This is a genomic window from Siphonobacter sp. BAB-5405 (assembly GCF_002872335.1).
In the GTDB taxonomy this organism is placed as follows: domain Bacteria; phylum Bacteroidota; class Bacteroidia; order Cytophagales; family Spirosomataceae; genus Siphonobacter.
Map to the genome: position 1 here is coordinate 78,200 of NZ_NJAG01000011.1, position 23,308 is coordinate 101,507.

Here is a 23,308-nt window from a genome sequence, read left to right on the forward strand (position 1 = left end):
GCAAAGGTTACGCTCCTAAACTCTTAATGTAAAAATAAATCGGCATGGCTGCAAAAGCCAGCGGGATACCAATACCAAATACCCACACGCCCAGAAAACGGATCAGCGGATTATACTTGGGGTGATTCCAGCCTAGTGTCTGGAAGGCACTCCAGAAGCCGTGCACCAGGTGATAGGCCAGTGCCGCCATTCCCAGTACATAAAAGAGTACCAGCAGTGGATTAGAGAAAGCTACGGTCGTTTCCTTGTACAAATCCTTTACAATCGTAACACGGGTTTGTGAATCTTCACGTACGTACTCTTCCAGCCGGCCCTTAATCGGTTGTCCCGTATACGGCGTAGAAGAAATTTCACCCGTTACCAGGCTTTCTTCGTACTGACGATACGGTACATCTCCATAATGATACACATACCAGAAATCGTGCATGTGTACCACAATGTACAGCAACAGCATCGTACCCAGCAGGGCCATGTTACGGCTTGCCCAGGTACTTTGGTTATGAACGACTACATACCGCTGTGCCCCACGAGCTTTGCGGTTGTCTTTTGCCAGCCACAGACCCTGGACGGCATGCCAGAGAATGAATGCATACAAGCCGTAGGAAACGACCCGAATGGGCGTGAACGTAGACATGAAGGCAGCGTACTTATTAAAGCCATAGCCTTCATCGTGATTGAACAATTGCAGGTTACCGCTCACGTGTACCACCAGGAAAGTACATAAGAACAACCCGGTTAAGGACATAATGAGCTTGCGGCCCAGCGAACTCGAAAAAGTTTGTGTGACCCAGGACATCGTTTTTTGACTCGAAGAACAGTTAAAAATGGTAGGGAACCAACCCTTAATTAGGCATCAAAACTACGGCACAAACGGTGGGTTGCCAAAGTCGATTTCTGATTTTTTGCTAATTAAAAATACCTTTTGCTTCCGAAAAGCGTTCAGCATTTGAAATTAGTGCCCGCTTCAAGGCTGGTCAAGCTCTGTTTCAGTACCTTATTGTCAGAACATTTTCCCCCAGGAAAAAAACTTCTTTAGCAGTGAAAAAGTTTGTTGTAAAAACAATTGTTTTCAGAATTGAAAGAACATTCAAATCTGTACCTTGGCCCTGCATTACACCCGTACCTTTACAAGCCTGTTTTTGAGGCATCTGTACCGATTACCGCTATTTTTTGAATACTACCGAACTGATTGTCTGATTATACCAGCGTAGCATGAGAACCCTTTACCGTTTATTTGGATTACTGGTTTTTACCATTTGTGGGTTAACCTCCACGGCCTGGGCTACCCACGTGCGGGCCGGTGAGATTACCTCCCGCCGGATCTCCAGTACCAGCCTAACCTACGAGTTAACGCTTACGATCTATTGCGACTGGGCTCAGGGCCGTCCGGCTACCGAGGGTACGGCTGGTACTGGCGTAAAATTCTGTTTTGGGGATGGAACCCCCGTTCAGAACACCCCCCTTTTCACGCAGGGTTTACCGAGTGGAGGCATAGTCGATGTGGGGAATAGTACGGTCCGGCTGATCTTTCGCACGACGCATACCTTCAGTGCTCCCGGTACGTATACCGTTTCCGTTGGCATCGACAACCGAAACAAAGGAACGCTTAACATTACCAATAACAGATCAGACGAATATCCTTTCTTTGTTGAATCTACGCTGGCTATCAACGCCTTCCTGGGTCTGAACAGCACGCCAGTCATGTTGAATCCCCCCGTTGATTTTGAAGCCTGTGCGGGTCAGCGATACATCCACAACCCCAGTGCTTTTGATGCAGACGGCGACAGCCTGGCGTATCGCCTGACGCAAAACAAATCAACGCTGGTGGGCGAGTCCTGTAATGGATTTGTGATTCCAAGTATTGTGTACCCCAACGACATTCCGAATTGTAATGATCGTAACGAAGCCAACAATGGCCCTGCGGGTTATAGTATTAATTCTGTTACTGGTGATTTAATATGGGATGCTCCCACCTGCCCCGGTCAGTACAACGTAGCCTTTATTATTGAAGAATGGCGAAGTGGGGTGAAAATTGGCGAGATCACGCGGGATATGCAGATTATCGTTCGTGACTGTCAGAATAAACGGCCTACGTTAGAAGCTCCCGATGAAATTTGCGTAGAGGCAGGATCAACCGCTACGTTCAATGTCCGGGCTACGGACCCTGACGGCAACCGCCTGACGATTACCTCTACGAGCGGGGTGTATCAGCAAAGTTCACTCGGCATAAACCTGATCCAGCCGCCCTTTGCGACGTTCACTACCCCTACCCAACCGCAGGCGTCGCCAGCCACGGGTACTTTTAGCTGGCAAACCAACTGTACCCATTTACGACAGTTGCCCTACGAAGTGCTGTTCAAGGTACGGGATCACCCCGGATCCGTTCAACCCTATTTGACAGATAGCAAAACGGTGAAAGTCCGGGTGGTAGCTCCCGCTCCCAAAAACTTACGCTCTGAACCCAGCGGCCCGGGCTATGTACTCAACTGGGATGCGTACCCCTGCCAGATTACGGGTGCCCAAATCGTGATTTATCGTCGACAGGGTTGTGTGAACCTGACCCCTGATCTCTGTAAACCGGGGCCACCGCCGGGTTATGTAGAAGTAGGTCGCGTGCCGATTACGCAAACAACGTACACTGACAATTCCAGCGGTCTACGACCCAATACCGAATACAGTTACCGGCTTGTGGCTTCGTTCCCCGGTCCGAATAACCTGACGCGATTTAACAGTACGTTCTCAAACCAGGCCTGTCAGCGATTACCCAATCAGGCCCTGTACATTACCAATGTGACGGTCGATGAAACTTCGACTACGCAGGGTCAGATTACCGTAAAATGGACCCGGCCTGAAGGTGCAGGAGCCCGGCAGTATCGCATTTTCCGGACTACGGGTTTGAATGGTACGGCCTATACGCAAGTGGGCACGATCAATACCAACTTATCAGCCCCCCGTACCAACGATACCATTTATGTGGATCGTGGACTGAATACCGAAGCGAATGCCTACCGCTACCGCGTAGATGTGTTCAACGGTACCACGCGGCAGGATTCTTCGCAGGCGGCCAGTAGTGTTCGTCTGAGCGGAAGCGGTCAGTCACGTGCGGTACAGCTCTCCTGGCAGGCCAATGTACCCTGGAGCAATGATAACCAGACTCACCGCATTTACCGTCAGGTACGGCCGGGCGTGTACAACCTGATTCAGCAGGTAGCCGTACAGGGCCCCGGAACCTATACCTACACGGATAATGGACGCGATAACGTAACCTCCGATGGTGACATCAGTACGACACTTTCCGCTGACTCTACGTATTGTTACCGCGTGGAAACGGTGGGCACGTACGGTGACCCGAGCATTCACAGCGGTCTGTTGTACAACTTCTCGCAACGCCTGTGTCTGACGCCTACGGATACGACTCGTCCCTGCCCGCCCGTGCTCACGCTTGACCAGCTTGACTGTGCAACGTACGTACAAGGCATCTGCGAAACAGGACCGTATAGCAATAGGTTAAGCTGGACCGACGCAACGACGGGTCCCAACGGTGCCGCCTGTGATCCGAACATTGTTCAATATAACATTTACTACAAACGCTACGGCGATACGGGTGACTTTGAGAAAATCGGTGAAACCAAATCGCCTCCAAGCCGCAACTTTACGCACGATAACCTCGGTAGTTACGCTGGGTGTTATTACGTAACTTCGGTAAACCGTTTTGGTACGGAGTCTGTGCCGAGTAATACGGTCTGCAAAGACAACTGTCCCGATTACTCCTTACCGAACGTAATCACGCCCAACAGTGACGGCAAAAACGATACATTCGAGCCGATTCGCTGTCCTCGTTTTGTGAAAAACGTCCGGTTCCGGGTGTACAACCGCTGGGGAGTGAAAGTTTTTGAGAGCAATGACAATGTGCTCATTCAGTGGGACGGACGGACGGACGCAGGTAAGGAACTGGCCGCGGGTACGTACTACTACGAAGCTCAGGTTACTTACGAACGCCTGAACCGGGCTGACGAAAATCGTCCGGTTATTCTGAAGAGCTGGGTACAGATTATTCGCTAGCTTATTTTGATTCAGATACAGAAAAAGGAACTGCTGGGCGGTTCCTTTTTCTGTATCTGAACGTTTCAGTCCTTACCCGTGTCTTCATCCAGTAACATCAGGGCCTTCACGCATGGTAGTCATTCTCTTTGATGGCGTTTGTAACTTCTGTAACGCCACCATCAACTACATCATGGATCATGACGGCGGAAGGCATCAGTTTGCTTCCCTGCAATCCGCGTATGGTCAGTCTTACTTGAACAACTGAATCGGCCTTCCCGTACTTTTGATAGTGTACTGCTTTGGGAAAACGGTCGCATCTACCAGAAATCGGAAGCCGCCCTCCGCATCGCCCTCCACGTTAAAGGGTGGCAATGGCTCTGGGGCTTTCGGTTTTTACCCCTTTCAATCCGTGATCGCGTGTACAGTCTGATTGCCCGAAACCGCTATACCTGGTTTGGCAAACGCGAGAGTTGCCGACTGCCGAGCCCCAAAGAGCGGCTTCGTTTTGTGGGATAAGCCGGGGAAGTTCTATTTTTGCGGTTCTATCAAACTTGTCAGTATGAAAGCTTATGTTTTCCCGGGTCAGGGATCGCAATTTTCGGGTATGGGAAAAGACCTGTACGAACGTTCCGAAGAAGCCCGCATTCTTTTTGAAAAGGCTAACGATATTTTAGGGTTTCGCATTACGGACATCATGTTCAATGGTTCCGATGAAGAACTCAAGCAAACGAAAGTTACGCAACCGGCTATTTTCCTGCATTCCGTGATCCTGGCATCCATTACGCCCGATCTCAATCCGGATATGGTCGCAGGTCACTCCCTGGGTGAATTCTCGGCTCTGGTTACGGCGGGTGTTTTATCGTTTGAAGATGGCGTACGGCTGGTTTCCAAACGGGCTTTGGCGATGCAGCGAGCCTGCGAAATCAACCCCTCAACGATGGCGGCTGTTCTAAGCTCGCTGCCGGATGAGCAGGTAGCTCAGTTGTGTGAGCAGGTACGTCAGGAAACGGGCGAGATCGTCGTAGCGGCTAACTACAACTGCCCGGGTCAGCTGGTCATTTCCGGTTCGCACGAAGGCGTACGTATTGCGGGCGAACGCTTGAAGGAAGCGGGAGCCAAACGCGTACTGCCCTTGCCCGTAGGTGGAGCGTTCCACTCTCCTTTGATGGAACCCGCTCGGGAAGAACTGGCTGCTGCCATCGAAGTGACGCCTTTCCATACGGCCAGGTTTCCCGTGTACCAAAACGTGAACGCCCAGCCCGCTACGCAGATTGACGCCATCAAAACGAATCTGATTGCTCAACTAACTGCTCCCGTACGCTGGACGCAATCGGTACAGGCCATGCGGGCCGACGGAGCCACGTTATTTGTTGAATGCGGCCCGGGTAAAGTGTTACAAGGACTGGTGAAAAAGATCGACGCCGCTGCCGAGACCGCAGGTGTGTAATTTTTTTCAATGAAAAGCGATTCGTATTCAGGCATTTAAAAAAATTTGCTCACTGAATTCAAATTTATTTTCAGGAACGACTTGACAAGGCTTTCAAAAACCCCCTATATTTGCACCACGGAACACGGAAATGACCGATGGTGTAATGGTAACACAGGAGATTTTGGTTCTCTTATTCAGGGTTCGAATCCTTGTCGGTCAACTTCAAAAGCCCCTCAGATTAATTTCTGAGGGGCTTTTTCCTTTTGATACGATTCTTCACTCATCGGATATGTTAGCTCATCTTTCGCATTAACGAGCGAGCTCGTGCGGGGATGCTTTGTATAGCGTACGGATCGTCCGAACGTTTCCTTCAAAACCGGTTTTGTCGTCCTGGTTGGAACCCGTAAAATTTTCCCGGATACCTAAGAACATGCTCGCCATTACGAGGAGCATTACGATAACTATGGGTAGGATCATCATGGCTTTTATCGTTTAAAATGAGTGGGCTTTGTATGCCCCCTATTTATACTAAGCTTCCTTTAAAAAAATGATGTGCCATGAGACGTATATTCGTTCCAGAAAAATGCGAACGAAGTCATAGTCTGCCCAAAAGCCTTACTAATTTAGCTTAGACCATTGCTTTGGGGCTTGGGAAGTAAATATTCCCAAAGCCTTTAACCAAACCATTCCTGGCGAATTTTGCCGATGTACGGGGAGCTTCGTACACCCGTTACCAGTTCCAGTAACTCAACGCCCACATTTGGATACAGATGTAGTCCAGCGATACTTGACAGCGGTCGCCATACAACTTCCAGAGCCGTTGTTTCGGCTGGATTAATTCGGGGAATTCCTCCCACCAACGTACCCAGAAATACGCAGTGCAAAACACCCTGTTTGAGCTGAGGGAGTAATACTTCACCCATGACCAGCAAGCCCTGTACTTCAATCTCGATGCCTAGTTCTTCCCGAAGTTCCCGCATAAGGGCTTCGGGCAGGGTTTCGCCAGGATCGGGATTGCCTCCGGGTAACTGAAAAACAGTTTGATCACCGTATTCATAGCGAGTCAGTAAAACATGGTCATTTTCAACCAGAACGACTGCGGGGCGTACTTTCATGAGAATCTACTTCGGTTTATTAAGCAATTAATACGAACAAAATAAAAAGGTCAGCTGGAGTTTTCAAGATAAATTCCGTGGCTACTGCGGAAAAGCCCCAGCGTAAACGCCCGCAAATCCTGTATTTTCTGTAAACTTGTATCCCAATTGACGCAGAAATTTTCGTTAGGTACGTAGCTCCTGCACGGCTTCGCACCCTATTACCCAACTATGGCCATTTATCTGAATACCCGTTCCCGAAAAGACCTCATCATTCACCTGATGCTGGTCGTCGGTATCATTCTTTCTCTATTTCTCAGTTTTTTCTTCGTTTATCTGCCCTGGTCGACTAACCACGGACAAAGTATTACGGTCCCTGATTTACGAAAAGCGAACCTGGAAGATGTGAAAGCAACGCTGAGCGAACGGAAACTCGACTACATTGTCTCGGACTGCACCTTTGTGCCTGGCGTACCGCCTTTTACGGTGCTTTCCCAGTATCCTTTTCCTAATTCACTGGTAAAAGAGGGCCGGAACATTTATCTCACCGTCACCATGGCGACGGCCCCCATGATTCGGATGCCGGATCTGGTATCCACGAACATGGGTCTTCGCAGTGCCTTGTCGCTCTTACGCAGTGTGGGTTTGCAGGAAGGCAACATTCGCTACATTCCCGATATCGCCGAAAATGCCGTACTGGAACAATGGTACCAGGGCAAGAAGATTGAACCGGGCACGCAGGTTCCCAAAGGCTCCAAAATCGAACTGGTGGTGGGTAACGGGATTGGCAATACCGAACTCGACGTACCTAACCTGATTGGCGTTTCGCTGGAAGAAGCCGAAATCATCATCAAGGGCTCGGACCTTCGCATGGGCACCATCCTCTACAAGCAGGTTCCCGGAGCGGCCCCCGGTACGGTAGTTGAACAGCGACCCGCTCCCGGCATTGGCACCAAAATCAACGTGGGTGAAATTATTGACTTGTGGATCGCCGGAAAACCCGATACCGACACGGGTGAAGGCCCCACCGAACCCGAGCGTAATTAATACCGAAGCGGAACCATAAAACAGGTTCCGCTTCGTTTGCTTTTCTGAATATCCTACCCAATCCATCAACGATCAATGGCTCATTGGTCCGGTATCTGTATGCGATTACTTTTTACCCTTCTGCTGTGTTCCTTAGGTTTTGGAGTACAGGCCCAATTCCGAGAGTTTCCGATTACGACAGCTCCGATACCTACGCAGTCTTCCGGAGCCCGTACCGCTGCGGTATCGCTGCCCTTTTTTGACGATTTTTCCATTACACGAACGGGTATACCCGATCCTTCACTGTGGATGCCCGGCGGTGGTACGGTGGTCAACAATAGCCTCACCAATAATCATCCTTCGCTGAATATCGTTTCGTTTGATGGCCTTCGCCGCGATGGAATCCCTTATAATTCAAATACTCCATTAGCTACTGGAGAAACGGATTCCCTTACTTCTCAGCCGATTAATCTGGCCGGTCTATCGCCCCGTGACTCGGTATACTTGAGTTTTTTCTGGATCACCAAAGGGCTGGGCGAACAACCCGATTCAAAAGATTCATTGCGGGTACAGTTTCTTACTACTGGCAATGTTTGGCAGACCGTCTGGGTTCAAAAGGGTGGGCAGGTAATGAATGAATACGCCCAGGCTCGCATTGCCGTACGGGCGGCTCTATATTTACACGCGGGTTTTCAGTTTCGGTTTCAGACTTTTGGCAGGCAATCGGGCGAGTTCGATGCTTGGCATATTGATTACGTATACTTGAACAAGGGTCGTTCGGTTCGCGATCAGTACATTAAGGATGTTTCCATCCGCCGGTCCATCAGTTCGTATTTGAAGCACTACCGGGCGATGCCGCTGGCTCATTACTTAGTCAATCCGGCGGCTGAAACGGCAGATACGATCAGTACGGACATTACGAACCTGTTCAACAACAACAACTTTACGACCTTACGATTCCGGATTCAGGAACTTACAACGGGTCAGGCTATTCAGAATTTTACGCAGAATATTTCCGAGAACATTCCCCAGCTCCGTTCACAGGAAAAACGGGTAGTTCCTTCGCCCCTGCCCGCCTTTGCGGGTAAACGAGCCCTCGTTCGGACCACGTTTGATATTCTCACCACGGACGACCAGAACCCGAGTATTCCGGGCGTAGATTTGCGGCGGAATGATACGCTCTCTTCCATTACTGAATTGGCGGATTACTTTGCCTATGATGACGGATCGGCGGAATATGCGGCCGGCATCAACCAGCAGTATGGCTTTGTAGCGGTTCGATTTGTTACGCGAAAAGCTGACGTAGTTTCCGCCGTACGGATGCAAACCATCCGGTATCCAACGGATACCCCAAACAATACTTTTGTTTTACATATTCTGGCTAACCGCAACGGTCAGCCCGGTCAAACGCTTACCCGACAGTCGTTTCTGATTAGATATCCCGACGATCCACAAGGTTTTGTCGAGTTCAAACTTCAAAATCCTGTCGCCGTACGTGACACCTTTTGGGTAGCCTACCAGCAGCTTTCGCAAAACCGGATATCGATTGGACTGGATAAAAACAGTACGAAATTTTCCAATCAGATTTATTACAATCTGGGCAATGAATGGGCTCAGAATACCAATCTACAAGGAGCTCTGATGATTCGTCCGGTTATGGGTGGACAAGCGAGCGAAGTGGTTACGGGCGTAGAGGAAATCAGGGAAAACGATCTAAGGATTCATCCCAATCCGAGTGTCGGGCGTATTCGCTGGAATCTTGACAGCTTCCGGTCGCTGGAAGTACTGGACCTGTCGGGACGCACGCTCTGGTCGAAATCCGACCTGCCGGAACCCGCGGCCGATCTTTCGGGCCTGAGTCGGGGACTGTACCTGCTGCGTCTTTCGAATGGGAAACAAACCCTGGTGAAAAAACTGGTCGTTGAAAAGTAAGTTGTGCGAACATTTTGCTTGCTTTGCCTTAACTAAGGGGGATACTAATGGCTACTCGCTGAACGTTCAGCAGAAAAGGCCCGCTTAGCAACCTCTAACGATTTGCTTTTTTAACCGTTTACCAAACGCTACGACACATGGATATTTCTGTGCAGGAACTGAAGGAACGCCTCGACAAAGGTGAAAAAATAAACCTGATTGATGTTCGCAACCCCGACGAATACGAAGAGCAAAACCTGGGTGGTACGCTAATTCCGCTGGGCGATCTGCCCGACCGGATCGACGAACTGGAGCCGATGAAAAATGAAGAAGTCATTATTCACTGCCGTTCTGGTGCCCGCTCCGCCCGAGCTCAGCAGTTTTTGGAAAGTCAGGGCTTTACGAACGTTCGCAACGTACTGGGAGGCATTCTGGCGTACAACGAAATCGAATCGAAGTAAGCATACACGAAACGCTCAGGGCCTGTATAGACCCTGAGCGTTTTTATTTTTACAGCTATGGAAGCTATTTCTGCCTTTGAATTAAAACGTCGTCTGGATGCAGGCGAAGACCTTCGAATTCTGGACATCCGAACGCCCTACGAATGGGAAAGCTTTTCCATCGGCGGTCTGCATATTCCACTCGATGAGTTACTGCTGCGGGTACACGATATTCCCGATAGCTGGAAGAACGAAGAAATCGTCGTCATCTGTGGCTCGGGAATGCAAAGTCGCGTGACCCGCGTACTCGCCAAGCAGGGTTTCAACCGTATCCATAACCTGGAAGGGGGCCTGCAGGCGTACCTGAGTCTTTAGGTCAGTTTTCGTGAACGGCTACGGCAATTTTAGAGTCCGCCGTTCCGTAGTATAGAAACCACTTATTTTTAAAGGGAACCAGTCCCTCCAGAAAGACGACGTTGTTGACCTGCCCCGTGAGTTCGTAGTTTTTTTCAGTAACGAAAAAGGGTTCGCTGGTTCGGGCTACTATTCGCGTCGGATCCTGTTTATCGAGCAGCACTTGTCCGGCTGAATAGACCAGTGCGTCTTTTTTATCGGGAATGGGGCGGGCAGAGTTATAGATCAGTAAAATTCCCTTTTCCGTCAGTAACGCATAGGGACCAGGTTCAACGAGCTGGCCGTCAAATTTACCGGGGCGTGGCCGCACAATCGGTTTAAGCGAGCCATCGGCTTCTTCCAGCGGCGTCCAGTGAATCAGGTCATCGGATTGGGCCAAAAACAGATTCGTATCGCCAAAATACATCCAGTACTTTCCATTGATCTTTTCGGCTACAATCTGATCCCCCTTTTGCTTCGCTACGATGGCTCCGGATTTTGACCAGGTATTCAGGTGTTTGCCTTCGCCGAGTACGGGGCCGTGTTTCGTCCATTTCCGTAAGTCCGGGGAAGTGGCCAGCATCATCCGGGCCGTTTTTCCATCGTAGGCCGTATAGGTCATGACGTAATCGCCCTGCGGACTTTCCACAATACGCGGATCTTCGGAACCACCCTCCCACTCGTACTTTTTCTGGGCGTCGTTGTCGGGAAAGAAAATGGGTTTATCCTCTTTTTCGAAATGCAGGCCATCGCTACTAATCGCTAGCCCTAGTCGCGAAACGCCCGCGTATTTGCCCAGTTTATCTTCGGCCCGGTATACCAGATAGACTTTCCCATCCCGTACCACCGCCGCCGGATTGAATACGTCTTTTTCTTCCCACTTCACGTCTTTTTTCCAGATGGGATCACGGAAGGTTAATGCGGGCGACGGTACCAGAACGGGATTCAGACTATCCACTTTTTCGAAGGGAAGCATGGCCCAGTCGGTACCGGTTGAGTCGGGCGAGGTAGTGGTTTGCTGGGCCGTCTGGCGGTCCGTAGAATTTCGGCAGGCAGTCAGGCTTAGCCCCAGGGCTGCCGAAAGCAGAAGTAAGGATTTCATAGGTTTGCGAGGCCCCCCCTTAGATACGGGAACTTCACAAATAAACAAAAAATCAGTTAACTACCGAGCTTATCCAGCGATCAAAGGCGGGTTCCGGACCCAGTTCGAATACCTGGATCTGACCGTAGGAAACCTCAATTTTAAAGATGTTTTGCAAGGGTACACCCAGCAAAGCCGCCCATACGCAACGTACGACTCCCGCGTGGGTTACGACCCCCACCCGCTGATGAGGTACGTTTCGCAGTTCATTCAGAAACTCGTTTACCCGCGTATACAGTTGCCGTAAACTCTCCCCGTCCGGCGGGGCTACGTCAACAAAATCATCCATCCAGGGATCGAGTTCCGTTCGGGTAATGTCGTTCCAGGCTTTTTGTTCCCAGCTCCCGAAAGATACTTCTTTCAGTCGATCATCCGTTTGTACTTCCCGGGTGGGCAACTGCCCGGCCAATTGCGTACAACGCTGTAAGGGACTACTGAATACCACATCAAAGATTTCCGGACACCGATCTACGATTCGCTGTGATTCAGCGGCAAACGTTTCGGCCAGAGCCATTTCACTCTGCCCATAACAAAGCCCCTGGGCCTCTTTGACGGCGGTATGACGAATTACAAACACTTCCATCCCGCGTACAGACTAAGGTAAAAAATCACTTCACTCACCTGCTGAATGGCACCCAGGCAATCGCCCGTATACCCGCCGATCCATCGATTGAAGTACTGAGCTAGTATTACTTTACTGCCGAACGCCAATACTGCCGCCAATCCCAGCCAGTAATTGGGTAAGGTCAGCAGGGATACCAGGCAAAAGAAGAATCCTACGAACAACGCTGGCCTCTTTAATCGGGCGGAAGCCATCGGTTTCACTTTACTGGTATCGATATCCCGAACGTAGGCGTGCGTATCAATCATGGTGGAGGCGATAAAGCGACTTACGATTTGTCCACTCAGAATACCACTCCAGAACAGTTGCGAGGAGACTCCCGCTATTTCCAGTAAAATCAGAAATTTCAGACTCAGTAGCAGACCCAAGCCGACTACTCCATACGTTCCGACCCGACTGTCTTTCATGATCGTCAGGATTTGCTCCTTCGTCCAGCCACCGCCAAAGCCATCGCATACGTCCGCAAAGCCGTCTTCGTGGAAGGCTCCCGTCGTTAGGATTCCAGCAATCATACTCAGCAAAATACTGATCGTTTTGGGGAAAATCAGTTCACTACTGAAATAGACCGCCAGCATCATTCCCCCCACGATGGCTCCAATCAGGGGGAAGTATTTGCGGGAGGCATTGAGTTGTTCGGCCCCGTAGCCCACCCAGCCCGGAATGGGAATGCGGGTGTAAAAACCCACCGCCGTTAGGAATAATCGTAATTCAGTCATCGAGCGAAGAAACACCGGCTTCGGCGAAAGTAGACATTTGATTGAGAAAGGCCACGGCATTTTTTAGCAGTGGATACGCCAAAGCACAGCCCGTACCCTCGCCTAACCGCAGGTTCATCCGTAACAAAGGTTCCGCTTGCAGAAAATCCAGTAGTAAGCCATGCCCCTGTTCGGCGGAATGGTGGCAGAAGATTACGTTCTCCAACACCTCCGGCTGTATCCGGCTGGCTACGAGCAAAGCAGCCGTCGAGATAAAACCATCCACCAGCAACACCATGTGTAACGAACGGGCCGTTAGCATTGCTCCCACCATCTGGGCGATTTCGAAGCTCCGTAGGTTTGCAGGATTTTATAAGGGTCGGTGGGCGAACCGTGCCGAGTCAGAGCTTGCTGTAATACGCTTTGTTTACGGGATAGCTGATCCGTCGTCAGTCCCGTTCCTTTGCCCACGCACTGGTCCAGCGGGATGCCCGTACAAACGCTCATGAGCATACTCGCCGAGGAAGTATTTCCGATTCCCATTTCCCCAAATCCGACGACATTACAGCCGGTTTGCTGTAAGCTTTGTACCAGTTCCGCTCCTTTGGCCAGACAGAATTCCAGCTGTTCAACCGTCAGGGCGGGACCGTGTAGAAAACTAGCCGTTCCGTAGCCCGCTTTCGCTGCGATTAAAGAAGAATGCTCCGGAAAAGCAGCATTCACGCCCGCATCTACGACGCGTAAATCAAGACCATTTTCCCGGCAAAAAACGTTGATGGCCGCTCCACCCCCTAAAAAATTAAGGACCATCTGATACGTCACCTCCGCCGGGTAGGCACTCACGCCTTCCGCCGCAATCCCGTGGTCAGCGGCAAATACCAGTATCGTCGGATGTTTCAACGCAGGGGCCTCCGTTTGCTGGATCAGACCGATCCGTAGGGCCAGCGTTTCGAGTTGACCCAGGGCTCCCAGCGGTTTGGTTTTTAGATCAATCTTTCGACGAAGCGTTTCTTCTAAAGTCATGGGGTGTTTTGGTTTAAGGTTTGAATGGTTTGATAGGTGGTTTAAGGGCTGTTTGAAGTAGACACATTTGCTAAAGCCTCCACTCAAACGCTTGCTATTGAGCTGTACTAAAAACCCCAACGGGGTTCAATTTGCTTAGCCCGGGGTTGCACCCCGGGCCAGACCCTTCAACTTACGTACTTCTCGTATTAAAACTGAAATCGCACGCCCGCCGTAAAGTTTCGGCCCCGGGTATTGTATCCGTAAATGTCAAAATACTGCATATCAAACAGATTACGGACATCGCCGTATACGCGTAGGAAAGTATTGATCTGGTAGTCGGCGTAAACGTCCAGAGTGGTGTAAGGTTTCAGCTCGACAAGCTCCGTTTGGTAGGTTTCACCGTTGTAGAATCGATCTGCACGTTTCCCTAAAGAGCGTACTGTAGCGGAAGCAAATACTTTCGGGGTAATCTGATAACCCAGCGTCGCATTGACCAAAATCTTTGGGCGACGGAATAGATTATTAAACGTCGTATCGCGTCCATTCACGGGCTGCGTAACCTGCCCGGTCACGTAAGTGGCATTCGCCGTCAGCGACCAGCCGTTTGACAGGTAAGAGCCTTCGAGTTCAAACCCATGATCTTTTTGTTGATTGTAATTCACATACCGGCCATACGGAGGCTGACTGAGTGACTGGAAATCGATCACTTGTTTAATTAATCGATCAAAGTACAGTACCCGTACATTGGACTTTTTGTCTTTGCTAAACCATTGTACCCCCAGCTCCAGCGAACGACTGGTTTCCGGTTTCAGGCTTTTGTTGCCATATTCCGAATACAACTGATACAGCGTAGGCGTTCGGAAGCCACTAGAGAGATTGGCAAAGGCTTTGTATCGATCCTTGAACAGATACGAAGGGTTGATCGAATACGTAACGTTGCTTCCGTACAACGAATGGTGATTATACCGGCCACCCAATTCCAGAGCAAGGTTGGTTCGACTACGTAACAGAGCGGTTACGTAGGCACTTATCAACTGCGTATGAGCCGTATCTTTTTGAATGGGTGGGCCGTATGGATTAGCCTGATAGGTATTTTGTGAACGAAGATCGGCTCCCGTGATGAGATCAAACCAGGGTCGTATATTCCAGGAATGGTAGAGTTCGGCGAAATGGGTATTCCCCTCAAAACTCGACTGATCCAGCTCGGATTTCCGGTCAAAGGTCGTAAACGCATAATTGGCCGTCAGCTTTCCGAGTTTGTGCGTATACTCAAAACCCGTACCGGCCATTTTCATGGTATTGGTATAGTCGTATTGAGTACTATCCTTGAAGGCTCCCCCGTCAAGTTCATTTCGGTACCAGGAATACATGCCCCGTACTTTCCAGAGCAACTTCGATCCCAATTGGATTCCGCCGTTGAACAAGGCGTTATCCTGCCAGAAACCGTCTTTGTCGAAGTTTTGATTGCCTTTGGCATCGTATGCCGCCGAAAACCCATCGGAACGTAACCGCGTGTACTGGGCGTTGAAGTATCCGGCTTTGGAAGAACCATTCAGGCCCACCGTACCCCGAAACGTACCATAACTCCCGCCCTGTACCGTAGCCGAAGCTCCTAACGGACGGTCGCCTTCTTTTCGGGTGAAAATGTTGATGACCCCGGCTACGGCATCCGAGCCGTACAGGGTAGACTGGGCTCCTTTAAGAATTTCGATCCGTTCGATTTCGCCCACGGAGAGTAAGTTCAGATCGAAGGTATTGTTGATGCCGGAAGGATCGTAAATGGGTACACCGTCGAGAAGAATCAAGGTATTGCCCTGGCCAGCTCCACGTACGTATACGTCCTGATTGGTACCGAGAGGCCCCTGGGCACCAACTACCATGAAGCCAGCCTGACGCGAAAGCAATTCACCGACGGACTGCGTAGCGTATTTTTGCAGGACTGAATCCGGGAGTACAGTGACGACTTTTCCGGTCTGGGAGAGTTTCTGATCGGTACGGTTGGCCGTCACGGTGACGGGTTCCAGCTGGGTTTCCTGAGCCCAAACGGCGGTCGTAGCCAACAAACAGAGAAGGGTACTTTTGGTAAAAACGCTCATCGTTTTCTGAATAAAAGAGATGATGAGCAATCCGGTTACGCGAGGCGAAAGGCATAAACGATACGGACGGGCGTCAGAGCCACCCGCCAATAGTCTACCTTTCCTAAACGACTTTTCACCCGAAAGCTCGAAATGGATTTCGTTTCAGGCAGGTCTTCTGGCTCGTTTCATCCCAGACGCCTTCCCATACCGGAATGCGTACAGTGGCGAATTGTCTGGAAATTGGATTGTTTTGGGTTTTGTGTTCAGCGTTTTGCGTTACTATTCATTAGAACCCCAAACGCTAAACTCACACTCGAAACGATCCCGAAACTTACAGCTACGGGGATAGCCCCGGATTTACACCGGTGTTCCCTTTTAATCCGGTACCGGGAGGTACCGAAACCTAAAACGTCCGCAAAAGTAGGGAAAATAAAAATGCTGACCCGGTATTTCTCCGAATCAGCATTGGGGAATGGGTTTGAGGTGCGAGTAAAGTTTCAAGTGTGAAAAGGTTTGATAGGGATTTCAGATGAGAGAGGAGCTTGTAAGTACATTCAGATGAACCTAGGCTATGAATGTTACTAACCTATTTTGCTCAACCTTGCACTCTACTTAAACTTCAAACTTTACTCAAACTTCAAACCCTATCAAACCACCTTTAAACCTCAAATCTTATTCATAACTCAAGCCATACTGTTTCAGCACCTCTTCGGGTACACCTTCCCAATTGTTGGGGGTGTTTCCTACGTAGCCGAGGTCGTCAAAGCCCATGCGAGTGGTATAGAAGCCGGTGAGCGTCATGTCACGCATTTTGTTGAAGAAAGCTACTCCCTGAGAGTACTGGGGCTTGGCCTGTTCAGGGTAGGCAATGTCATCGACGATTTCGATTTGCTGGGGCTTCGTCAGTTCTACGAACTTCTTGTTAAAGCGTTTGCGGCTTTCGCTGTCGAGCCAGGCCAGCCCACCCCGCAGGGGCGTCTGGTGTACGGGCTGGTCTTTCGCCATAAACTCGATGAACGCGGGTACGCCCGCCTGCGAGGCACTCCCCGACTTCTGATCGGCGGGAAGGATGATGTCGCAGAGGACCGTAATCGTTTTCAGCTCGTGCGGCGTAAAGAACTTTTCCGCCATGAGTTTGGCATCCCGAATGGCTTCGGATTTCTGCCGTCCACCGGGAATGGGTAGCGGTTTTTCGGGCGGTGCCGCCACCAGGTCCGTCGAAGGAACCGTAGCCATGCCCAGCGACCCGAGTGCAATGGATTTAAGTGTATCGCGACGTTTCATGTGTGTCAGTGTTTGAAGTTTTGAGTTTAGGGTTTTGAGTTGTCAGCGTGAGCTTTCCTGATCGATTACTAACTCATAGGCCATTTCTGGTTCTTCTACTTTGGAAGACGGATTACCCGATTGATACCGACTGCCTTTGATCGTAGACTGATTTAAATACTGCATCAGTTTACGAATCATGCCAGCTATTTCATCCGCTGTTTTATAGTGATCGTCAAATACGGACTGTTTCATATAGCCACGATCCAGGGCTCGATACAATTGCGATTTTGATTCCTCTAGAGAGCCTTTGGCAATCGACAAAAAATGAACGAATTCATTTCGATTCCCGCGGCCAAATCCTTCAGCAATGTTATCCATGACCGAATCTACAGCTCTTCGGAGCTGACGTTTATGGTCAAAATCCGTTGAAAAGGAACCCTGACTCGTCAGATCGAAAATGGCTTTAGAAAAAAGACGAGCTTTTTGCCATACCTGTAAATCTTCGAAACGATTGACTGTAGCCATGCCAGGTATTTTAACTCAAAACACTAAACCCAAAACGCATCAACTCTTTATAAATTCTTCTGTTTCACCTGATCAATGATGTAGTCACTCGTTCGCATGGACATCGCCAGGATCGTCCAGGTTACGTTTTTGTCGCCCTGGGTAACGAACGGAGCGGCGTCTACGACGAACAGGTTCTTCACGTCGTGACCCTGCATGAACGAGTTCAGAGCGGATTTTTTGGGATCGCTGCCCATCCGGACCGTACCGATTTCGTGAATGATCTTGCCAGGAGCTTCCAGACCGTAGTTCTGTTCTTTACCCGGTTTGTTTCCTAACGCAATACCGCCCATTTCGTGGATCATTTCTTCAAACGTATCCTGCATGTGCTGGGCCTGCTTCACTTCGTTTTCCGACCATTTGTAGTGGAATCGCAGCGTAGGAATCCCGTATTTATCAACGTTATTCGGATCGATTTCGCAGTAGTTACTTTCCAAGGGAATCGGTTCACCGCGACCGGCCATACCCACGTACGCTCCGTAGAAACGGCGGGCATCTTCTTTCAAACGCGAACCGTAACCACCCGAAGGCAATGACTTTCCATCGGTATAGGCGTACTTGCCGTTCATGCCGTGAATCCCCATGCCGTAGCCGTACATGGGCATACCCATGCCGCCGCCGTATTCGATGTGGTAGCCCCGGGGGAAGTCCAGCTTTTTGTTATCCAGCCACCAGGGTGTGTATACGTGCATACCACCCACACCGTCTTCGTTGTACCGTTTCCGGTTCATCAGAGCCGGAATGAAGGCCGAACGGCTGGCTCCCGTCGAGTCATTCAGGTATTTACCGATGACCCCGCTGGAGTTAGCGAGTCCATTCGGGAAACGGGCTGATTTGGAGTTCAACAGCAATCGGGCTGATTCACAGGAACTAGCCGCCAGTACCACAATCTTTCCGCGTACCGTCCGCTCCTGTAAGGTAGCGGTATCCACGTACGAAACGCCCGTACACAATCCGGTTTTCTGATCGGTCAGTACTTCGCGAACCATCGCTCCGTTGATCAGCCGGGTATTACCCGTTTTGACCGCGGGTTTGCAAAGGCAGGACGAAGAAGAAAAGTCAGCGTATACCTGACAGGCCCGGCCACACTGCGAGCAGTAGAAACACTGACCGCGTTCGTCGTTAATTTTTTTTGTCAGAATCGATAGACGCGACGGAATAACCGGAATTCCCAGATTTTTTCCCGCCTTCTTAAGCATCAATTCGTGCAAACGCGGTTTGGGAGCCGGTAAGAAATGACCGTCGGGTTCGTTGCGAAGCCCTTCTTTCGAACCGAAAATACCGATGAGTTTATCGACTTTATCGTAATACGGAGCGACATCGTCATATGTAATCGGCCAGTCATCCCCGATGCCCGTGAGCGTTCCGCGACGAAAATCGTCGGGACCAAAACGCAGGGAAATACGCCCCCAGTGGTTGGTACGGCCGCCGAGCATCCGGCTACGAAACCAGTGAAATTCGGTACCCGGTGCCGCTGAATACGGTTCGCCTTCCAATTGCCAGCCTCCCCAGGCGGCGTCGAAATCGCCGAAGGGACGTGTGGTACTGGCTCCGCGACGAGGGGACTCCCAGGGAAATTTCAATTGCGTAATGTACTTGGGATCAGCAGGATCGTAGTAACCTCCTGCTTCCAGTAAACAGACTTTGGCTCCGGCTTTCGATAACTGATAAGCCGCCATGCCGCCACCCGCACCCGAGCCAACGATGATGACATCGAATACTTCGGGCGTTTCCTGGATGTGGAAATTGCTCATAAGCAGTGCGTGAAGAAATAGGTATAGACTCGTTGTTGGTACTGAAACTTAAAGGTAAAGATTTGTACGCTTACTTCCAGAGAAGTCAGGCTTTGAAGCAAGTAGAATTTTTCCAAGAAGGTTTAGAACTCTTTTCTGGAATAAAAATGTCTGCTCCAAAGCCACTGCTTTTCCTGAGTACGCTCCTTTTAGAAACGCTACAATTACTTAAAAATTTTACGAATTAGTTCTGATCGACGGGTTCTAAACGACTCGTGATGGAATTCCATAGATCAATCCGCTGACGAATGGATTCTTCCGCCGTGGCAATGGCTTCCTGCCATTTGGTCTCGTCGTTACCACAGAGTTCCTGCACCATGGCTTCGGCCAGATGACCATGATGACCGCCGTCTACTTCAATGTGTCGTTCGAGGTAGTACCGGAAGGTATCGAGCTGACCCGGAAAGCGTTCGTTGAGATTGCGTACCAGTTCGATGAACAGATCCGGAATCAGGTCTTCGCGTCCGTACGTAAAAGCGGCGGCAATTTCGTGGGGACGATTGCGATCAATGACGGAAAATGTAAAGGCTACGAAATTCCGGGCTCCTTCGGGAATGCCAGTATTTTCCAGGACTTCGCTTACGGATTTACCCTGCCGCAGGTCGGCTACGAACGTTTCAATGACCGTAGTATCCGCCTGTAGTTCCTGCATGGCCCGCAGGTACAATTCGTAGTGGCTCATGCGTACGCCGTGCTGATCGACGTCACTTTCTTCACCCGTTACGATTTCATTAATCAGATACGCCGTGTTCCCTGAAGCCGTTGGTAACCAGGGCACTTGCACGCAGGTCAATTGCCGTTGCAGGGCTTTGAGCAACGACATAAAATCCCAGACGGCAAAGGCGTGACTTTGGGTAAAGACCCGTAGAGCCTCTATGGAGTGAATACGGTGATAGACGGAGTGTTCAATTAACTGCTGACGTAAGGGGTCCAGTCGTTCGTTGAGCAGATGTTGATACATGGTTTTGGGGATTTGCGGTGTCGTAGTCTGATTCGCTAACTAAAAGAAAAGGCCGATGGCAAGCCACCGACCTTTTCGCTTGATTATATGGAATACCTTTTCAATTACTTCAACAGTTCTTTACGCGTCAAAATCGTCTCGAACATTTTGATGTCGTGCTCCGAATTAAAGACATTGAAAGGAAGGTAGAGATACTGATATTTTCCTAAAATGAACAGATACGCATCTTTCTCCTTCTGTACCGACTGAATCATATTCCAGGGCAACTGACCTCCTTCTTTCTTCTCGCGGTTTTTCCAGACAAAGATCTGACGGTTGTCGAATTCATAAACGAATTTTTCAAACATCTGCTTATTCTGTTCCACCTGCGTAGTAGCCGTGAACTGCATGGCCCGGAACAATCCGAAACCTACTGCACCTAAGACGGCTACCAGATAAATCCACCAGTTGGGATACGCATTGGTGACGTTCAGAACTACGTTGATGATAATTACAGCCACGGGGATCAAAAACCAGAACCATTCCTGCTTAATCCAGTCACGCAGGGCCAGGTTAATGTACTTTTTGGGTTCAAGGCCATATTTTTTCGTGCGAACACCCTGGGGCATTCCCATCTGACCGCTGTTAATGTAGGGCTGTTGGTAGCGATTTACCGGAACTTTTGCCATTTCTTCAGTAGTGAAAAACTAAATAACGAAAATCGGGAAACTTGACGGGCTTGCTGACCGATTCTCATCGAAAGTACAAAAATACGAAAAGGCGGGTGTACTAAATGATGTCGGCTCCGAGAATATCTTATCGACGGTCAATTTTATGATTTTTCCGGCGTACTATGGTTTCCGTACGAAGCGGACCCCGTAAATTCGGCCATGATTTCGACTGAAAAAACTTTGCTCCTGAATCCGGAACAACTCAAGCAGAAGTTACGCCGGATTGCGTTTGAGGTCTACGAAACCAATTTTGAAGAGCGGGAAATCGTTCTGGCGGGCATCGTAGGTCAGGGTGTCGTGATGGCAACCCTGTTGAAAGAACAACTGGAAGCCATTTCGCCGCTGAAGGTACAGCAGATTGACATTCAGCTTCAAAAAACCGATCCCGCCTCCCACGCCATTCAACTAGACATTGACTCAGCCACGCTGGCGGGCAAATGCGTGATTGTCTGCGATGACGTGTTGTATACGGGCCGTACACTCGCCTACAGCCTGATGCCCTTTTTTCAGACGAAGCTCAAACGCTTACAGGTATCGGTGATGGTCGATCGCAACTACCGCCGCTACCCCGTATCCGCTGATTTCGTCGGCTACGCTCTGATGACCACGCTCAATGACCACATTGAGGTGGTACTGGAAGGTCCCGAGGCGGGCGTGTACCTGCGGTAAGTTCCAACTGTTTTGACTTTTCGGGTACGTTGAAGGTACCTGCGTAACTACTATTTGCTTTTGAAACGTTTAGCACTTTTTGCTTCGGGTTCGGGTACGAATGTCGAGAATATCGCCCGCTACTTCGACGGTCACGCTGAGATTTCGGTCGAACTGATTCTCTGTAATAACCCATCGGCGGGCGTCATCGAACGGGCGAATCGCCTGGGCATTCCCCTTCGTTTATTCGATCGGCAGCAGTTTCGCTCCGGCGAGGTACTGAGCTGGCTCCAGGAAGCCCGCATCGACTGGGTCATTCTGGCTGGATTCCTCTGGCTGGTACCCAAAGAGCTGGTCGAAGCTTTTCCTAATCGAATTCTCAATATTCATCCGGCGTTGCTGCCTTCGTACGGTGGTAAGGGCATGTACGGCGAACGCGTACACGAAGCGGTCGTGGCGGCGAACGAAACGCAATCGGGCATTACGATTCACGTTGTCAATGAACATTACGACGAAGGAAACATCATTTTTCAGGCTTCCTTCCCCGTAGAACCGGGTGATACCGCCGCTGAAGTGGCCCGTAAATGCCACCAGCTGGAATATAAACATTATCCTTCGGTGATTGAAGAAGCCGTTTTGAAGGGACTCTAGTGCTTGTTACTCCATTAAAAGAAAACCTCCGCTGCTCAGCAACGGAGGTTTTCTTTTGTCTTTCCTGTACTTGTTAGTAGGAAGAACGCTCGCGGTTTTGAGCCTGATACGTCAGCGAGAACGTATTATAGCCAAGCAGTACATTTCGGGTAGCGGTGCGAATGGCTTTTCGATCGAAAAACCCTTCGGGTGATACGCGAGCCGCGTAACCCTGCCACACCGTTTTGTTCATGAACGTATCCTGAAATTGAATCAGCAGGGTTCCTTTCCGCAGAAACGTTTTGTCCACTACGTAATCCACGTCTGGATAACGGTAGCTTTTTACGTAGGTGTTCAGTTTGATTTTATCGGGATGCAGGGAATAAAAGACCAGTACGTCCGGTTGTTGGGTGGTATACTGAAAACCTCTCAATTGCATTTGCCGATTGATTTCGGCTGTAATAATGTCGTGTTGAAGTGTTGTATCCTGAGCAGTGATGGGATCGAAAGCAATACAGTACGTATTGTAAAGGTGCGTGTAATTGGGAGCATATCCTGAGTGGATAACCAGACTTTTCGGATTACAGGCTGAGCATAGCACGCCCATAACAGCAAAAACAAATAAAAACTGTTTCATAAAAGTTAATGGCCGTGAAGCCGTATTTAAATGGAAATTTGGTTTTCTGAAGAACTGGGTTCGTAAGCGGCAGGAAAATCTAAAAAATAATGCCAGATTTTGACTTACTGAATCCGAAGTACTGCTTTCGTAACCAGCGAGTTAAGCTAAGGTAAGCATACGTTGCTTGAAAGTATTAAACTCCGCATAATTTGACAAATATCAAAATATTTGCACTCTCT

Annotated in this window: 21 protein-coding genes, 1 tRNA gene, 2 pseudogenes and 1 riboswitch; of the genes and pseudogenes, 10 read left to right on the top strand and 14 right to left on the bottom strand. The window is 49.8% G+C overall.

The features are described from left to right. Positions 1-7 precede the first annotated feature (7 nt). Positions 8-796 carry a succinate dehydrogenase cytochrome b subunit gene (locus BWI97_RS10460; RefSeq protein WP_102200977.1) on the bottom strand — a complete coding sequence of 263 codons (789 nt, stop codon included), beginning with the start codon at positions 794-796 and terminating at the stop codon, positions 8-10. A gap of 416 nt (positions 797-1,212) precedes the next feature. On the opposite strand from BWI97_RS10460, the gene BWI97_RS10465 reads away from it, so the two are divergent. The 4 genes and pseudogenes from BWI97_RS10465 (at position 1,213) to BWI97_RS10480 (ending at position 5,693) form a co-directional block, all read left to right on the top strand. Next, positions 1,213-4,062, top strand: coding sequence for a gliding motility-associated C-terminal domain-containing protein (locus BWI97_RS10465; RefSeq protein WP_094809526.1), 2,850 nt, complete (start codon positions 1,213-1,215; stop codon positions 4,060-4,062). 172 nt (positions 4,063-4,234) lie between these two features. Continuing rightward, positions 4,235-4,560, top strand: a pseudogene (locus tag BWI97_RS10470) (thiol-disulfide oxidoreductase DCC family protein). 43 nt (positions 4,561-4,603) lie between these two features. After that, positions 4,604-5,491: an ACP S-malonyltransferase gene (gene fabD / locus BWI97_RS10475; RefSeq protein ID WP_094809522.1), complete on the top strand. Its 888-nt coding sequence runs from the start codon at positions 4,604-4,606 to the stop codon at positions 5,489-5,491. 131 nt (positions 5,492-5,622) lie between these two features. After that, positions 5,623-5,693, top strand: a tRNA-Gln gene (locus tag BWI97_RS10480). An 89-nt stretch (positions 5,694-5,782) separates the two neighbouring features. On the opposite strand, the gene BWI97_RS27660 is transcribed toward BWI97_RS10480, so the two are convergent. Together BWI97_RS27660 and BWI97_RS10485 are read right to left on the bottom strand one after the other, a co-directional pair. After that, the gene (locus BWI97_RS27660) at positions 5,783-5,953 is read right to left on the bottom strand and encodes a hypothetical protein (RefSeq protein ID WP_158242735.1); all 171 of its coding nucleotides are present in this window, start codon (positions 5,951-5,953) and stop codon (positions 5,783-5,785) included. 194 nt (positions 5,954-6,147) lie between these two features. Next, positions 6,148-6,588: an NUDIX domain-containing protein gene (locus BWI97_RS10485; protein ID WP_102200978.1), complete on the bottom strand. Its 441-nt coding sequence runs from the start codon at positions 6,586-6,588 to the stop codon at positions 6,148-6,150. Between the two features lie 210 nt (positions 6,589-6,798). On the opposite strand from BWI97_RS10485, the gene BWI97_RS10490 reads away from it, so the two are divergent. The 4 genes from BWI97_RS10490 to BWI97_RS10505 all read left to right on the top strand — a co-directional run bounded on the left by BWI97_RS10490 (position 6,799) and on the right by BWI97_RS10505 (position 10,319). Next, the gene (locus tag BWI97_RS10490; RefSeq protein WP_094809518.1) at positions 6,799-7,614 is read left to right on the top strand and encodes a PASTA domain-containing protein; all 816 of its coding nucleotides are present in this window, start codon (positions 6,799-6,801) and stop codon (positions 7,612-7,614) included. 99 nt (positions 7,615-7,713) lie between these two features. Then, positions 7,714-9,525, top strand: a complete 1,812-nt coding sequence (locus BWI97_RS10495; protein WP_158242736.1) for a T9SS type A sorting domain-containing protein — start codon at positions 7,714-7,716, stop codon at positions 9,523-9,525. 137 nt (positions 9,526-9,662) lie between these two features. After that, positions 9,663-9,965 (top strand): rhodanese-like domain-containing protein, encoded by a 303-nt coding sequence (locus BWI97_RS10500; RefSeq protein WP_094809514.1) that lies wholly within the window; start codon positions 9,663-9,665, stop codon positions 9,963-9,965. A 57-nt stretch (positions 9,966-10,022) separates the two neighbouring features. After that, positions 10,023-10,319: a rhodanese-like domain-containing protein gene (locus tag BWI97_RS10505; RefSeq protein ID WP_102200980.1), complete on the top strand. Its 297-nt coding sequence runs from the start codon at positions 10,023-10,025 to the stop codon at positions 10,317-10,319. Position 10,320: 1 nt separating this feature from the next. Here BWI97_RS10505 and BWI97_RS10510 read toward each other — a convergent pair whose 3' ends face one another. The 10 genes and pseudogenes from BWI97_RS10510 to BWI97_RS10560 all read right to left on the bottom strand — a co-directional run bounded on the left by BWI97_RS10510 (position 10,321) and on the right by BWI97_RS10560 (position 21,130). Beyond that, positions 10,321-11,439, bottom strand: a complete 1,119-nt coding sequence (locus tag BWI97_RS10510; RefSeq protein WP_102200981.1) for a glycoside hydrolase family 130 protein — start codon at positions 11,437-11,439, stop codon at positions 10,321-10,323. A gap of 52 nt (positions 11,440-11,491) precedes the next feature. Further along, positions 11,492-12,061, bottom strand: coding sequence for an alpha-ribazole phosphatase (gene cobC / locus BWI97_RS10515; RefSeq protein WP_102200982.1), 570 nt, complete (start codon positions 12,059-12,061; stop codon positions 11,492-11,494). Then, the gene (locus BWI97_RS10520) at positions 12,046-12,816 is read right to left on the bottom strand and encodes an adenosylcobinamide-GDP ribazoletransferase (RefSeq protein ID WP_102200983.1); all 771 of its coding nucleotides are present in this window, start codon (positions 12,814-12,816) and stop codon (positions 12,046-12,048) included. Before BWI97_RS10520 ends, cobC begins: the two co-directional genes overlap by 16 nt. Next, positions 12,809-13,818 (bottom strand): annotated as a pseudogene (gene cobT / locus BWI97_RS10525) (nicotinate-nucleotide--dimethylbenzimidazole phosphoribosyltransferase). Before cobT ends, BWI97_RS10520 begins: the two are co-directional and overlap by 8 nt. Before the next feature lie 188 nt (positions 13,819-14,006). Beyond that, positions 14,007-15,896: a TonB-dependent siderophore receptor gene (locus BWI97_RS10530; RefSeq protein WP_146010908.1), complete on the bottom strand. Its 1,890-nt coding sequence runs from the start codon at positions 15,894-15,896 to the stop codon at positions 14,007-14,009. Between the two features lie 129 nt (positions 15,897-16,025). Further along, positions 16,026-16,300: riboswitch (cobalamin riboswitch) on the bottom strand. 250 nt (positions 16,301-16,550) lie between these two features. Continuing rightward, positions 16,551-17,162: a gluconate 2-dehydrogenase subunit 3 family protein gene (locus tag BWI97_RS10535; RefSeq protein WP_094809500.1), complete on the bottom strand. Its 612-nt coding sequence runs from the start codon at positions 17,160-17,162 to the stop codon at positions 16,551-16,553. 42 nt (positions 17,163-17,204) lie between these two features. Further along, entirely contained in the window at positions 17,205-17,669 is a 465-nt protein-coding gene (locus BWI97_RS10540; RefSeq protein ID WP_102200985.1) for a four helix bundle protein, read from the bottom strand. Between the two features lie 47 nt (positions 17,670-17,716). After that, positions 17,717-19,462: a GMC oxidoreductase gene (locus BWI97_RS10545; RefSeq protein WP_094809496.1), complete on the bottom strand. Its 1,746-nt coding sequence runs from the start codon at positions 19,460-19,462 to the stop codon at positions 17,717-17,719. A gap of 223 nt (positions 19,463-19,685) precedes the next feature. Next, complete coding sequence (locus BWI97_RS10555; RefSeq protein ID WP_102200987.1) at positions 19,686-20,462, bottom strand: DUF3050 domain-containing protein; 777 nt, start codon at positions 20,460-20,462, stop codon at positions 19,686-19,688. Positions 20,463-20,566: 104 nt separating this feature from the next. Then, a complete protein-coding gene (locus BWI97_RS10560) occupies positions 20,567-21,130 on the bottom strand; it encodes a YcxB family protein (RefSeq protein ID WP_094809492.1) in 564 nt (187 codons plus the stop codon). A gap of 201 nt (positions 21,131-21,331) precedes the next feature. On the opposite strand from BWI97_RS10560, the gene BWI97_RS10565 reads away from it, so the two are divergent. Together BWI97_RS10565 and BWI97_RS10570 are read left to right on the top strand one after the other, a co-directional pair. After that, complete coding sequence (locus tag BWI97_RS10565) at positions 21,332-21,841, top strand: phosphoribosyltransferase family protein (RefSeq protein WP_102200988.1); 510 nt, start codon at positions 21,332-21,334, stop codon at positions 21,839-21,841. A gap of 60 nt (positions 21,842-21,901) precedes the next feature. Continuing rightward, positions 21,902-22,471 (top strand): phosphoribosylglycinamide formyltransferase, encoded by a 570-nt coding sequence (locus BWI97_RS10570; RefSeq protein ID WP_094809590.1) that lies wholly within the window; start codon positions 21,902-21,904, stop codon positions 22,469-22,471. A 73-nt stretch (positions 22,472-22,544) separates the two neighbouring features. Here the strand turns inward: BWI97_RS10570 and BWI97_RS10575 are convergent, their stop codons facing one another. After that, positions 22,545-23,087 carry a DUF4136 domain-containing protein gene (locus tag BWI97_RS10575; protein ID WP_094809490.1) on the bottom strand — a complete coding sequence of 181 codons (543 nt, stop codon included), beginning with the start codon at positions 23,085-23,087 and terminating at the stop codon, positions 22,545-22,547. Positions 23,088-23,308: the final 221 nt, after the last annotated feature.

Excerpts from the sequence above, each read along its gene's own strand:
- fabD (WP_094809522.1), top strand. The coding sequence starts at position 4,604 with ATGAAAGCTTATGTTTTCCCGGGTCAGGGATCGCAATTTTCGGGTATG.
- BWI97_RS10555 (WP_102200987.1), bottom strand. The coding sequence starts at position 20,462 with ATGTATCAACATCTGCTCAACGAACGACTGGACCCCTTACGTCAGCAG.
- BWI97_RS10530 (WP_146010908.1), bottom strand. The coding sequence starts at position 15,896 with ATGAGCGTTTTTACCAAAAGTACCCTTCTCTGTTTGTTGGCTACGACC.
- BWI97_RS10485 (WP_102200978.1), bottom strand. The coding sequence starts at position 6,588 with ATGAAAGTACGCCCCGCAGTCGTTCTGGTTGAAAATGACCATGTTTTA.
- BWI97_RS10520 (WP_102200983.1), bottom strand. The coding sequence starts at position 12,816 with ATGACTGAATTACGATTATTCCTAACGGCGGTGGGTTTTTACACCCGC.
- BWI97_RS10500 (WP_094809514.1), top strand. The coding sequence starts at position 9,663 with ATGGATATTTCTGTGCAGGAACTGAAGGAACGCCTCGACAAAGGTGAA.
- BWI97_RS27660 (WP_158242735.1), bottom strand. The coding sequence starts at position 5,953 with ATGATGATCCTACCCATAGTTATCGTAATGCTCCTCGTAATGGCGAGC.
- BWI97_RS10575 (WP_094809490.1), bottom strand. The coding sequence starts at position 23,087 with ATGAAACAGTTTTTATTTGTTTTTGCTGTTATGGGCGTGCTATGCTCA.
- BWI97_RS10505 (WP_102200980.1), top strand. The coding sequence starts at position 10,023 with ATGGAAGCTATTTCTGCCTTTGAATTAAAACGTCGTCTGGATGCAGGC.
- BWI97_RS10490 (WP_094809518.1), top strand. The coding sequence starts at position 6,799 with ATGGCCATTTATCTGAATACCCGTTCCCGAAAAGACCTCATCATTCAC.
- BWI97_RS10465 (WP_094809526.1), top strand. The coding sequence starts at position 1,213 with ATGAGAACCCTTTACCGTTTATTTGGATTACTGGTTTTTACCATTTGT.
- BWI97_RS10535 (WP_094809500.1), bottom strand. The coding sequence starts at position 17,162 with ATGAAACGTCGCGATACACTTAAATCCATTGCACTCGGGTCGCTGGGC.
- BWI97_RS10460 (WP_102200977.1), bottom strand. The coding sequence starts at position 796 with ATGTCCTGGGTCACACAAACTTTTTCGAGTTCGCTGGGCCGCAAGCTC.
- BWI97_RS10495 (WP_158242736.1), top strand. The coding sequence starts at position 7,714 with ATGCGATTACTTTTTACCCTTCTGCTGTGTTCCTTAGGTTTTGGAGTA.
- BWI97_RS10565 (WP_102200988.1), top strand. The coding sequence starts at position 21,332 with ATGATTTCGACTGAAAAAACTTTGCTCCTGAATCCGGAACAACTCAAG.
- BWI97_RS10540 (WP_102200985.1), bottom strand. The coding sequence starts at position 17,669 with ATGGCTACAGTCAATCGTTTCGAAGATTTACAGGTATGGCAAAAAGCT.
- BWI97_RS10545 (WP_094809496.1), bottom strand. The coding sequence starts at position 19,462 with ATGAGCAATTTCCACATCCAGGAAACGCCCGAAGTATTCGATGTCATC.
- BWI97_RS10560 (WP_094809492.1), bottom strand. The coding sequence starts at position 21,130 with ATGGCAAAAGTTCCGGTAAATCGCTACCAACAGCCCTACATTAACAGC.
- cobC (WP_102200982.1), bottom strand. The coding sequence starts at position 12,061 with ATGGAAGTGTTTGTAATTCGTCATACCGCCGTCAAAGAGGCCCAGGGG.
- BWI97_RS10510 (WP_102200981.1), bottom strand. The coding sequence starts at position 11,439 with ATGAAATCCTTACTTCTGCTTTCGGCAGCCCTGGGGCTAAGCCTGACT.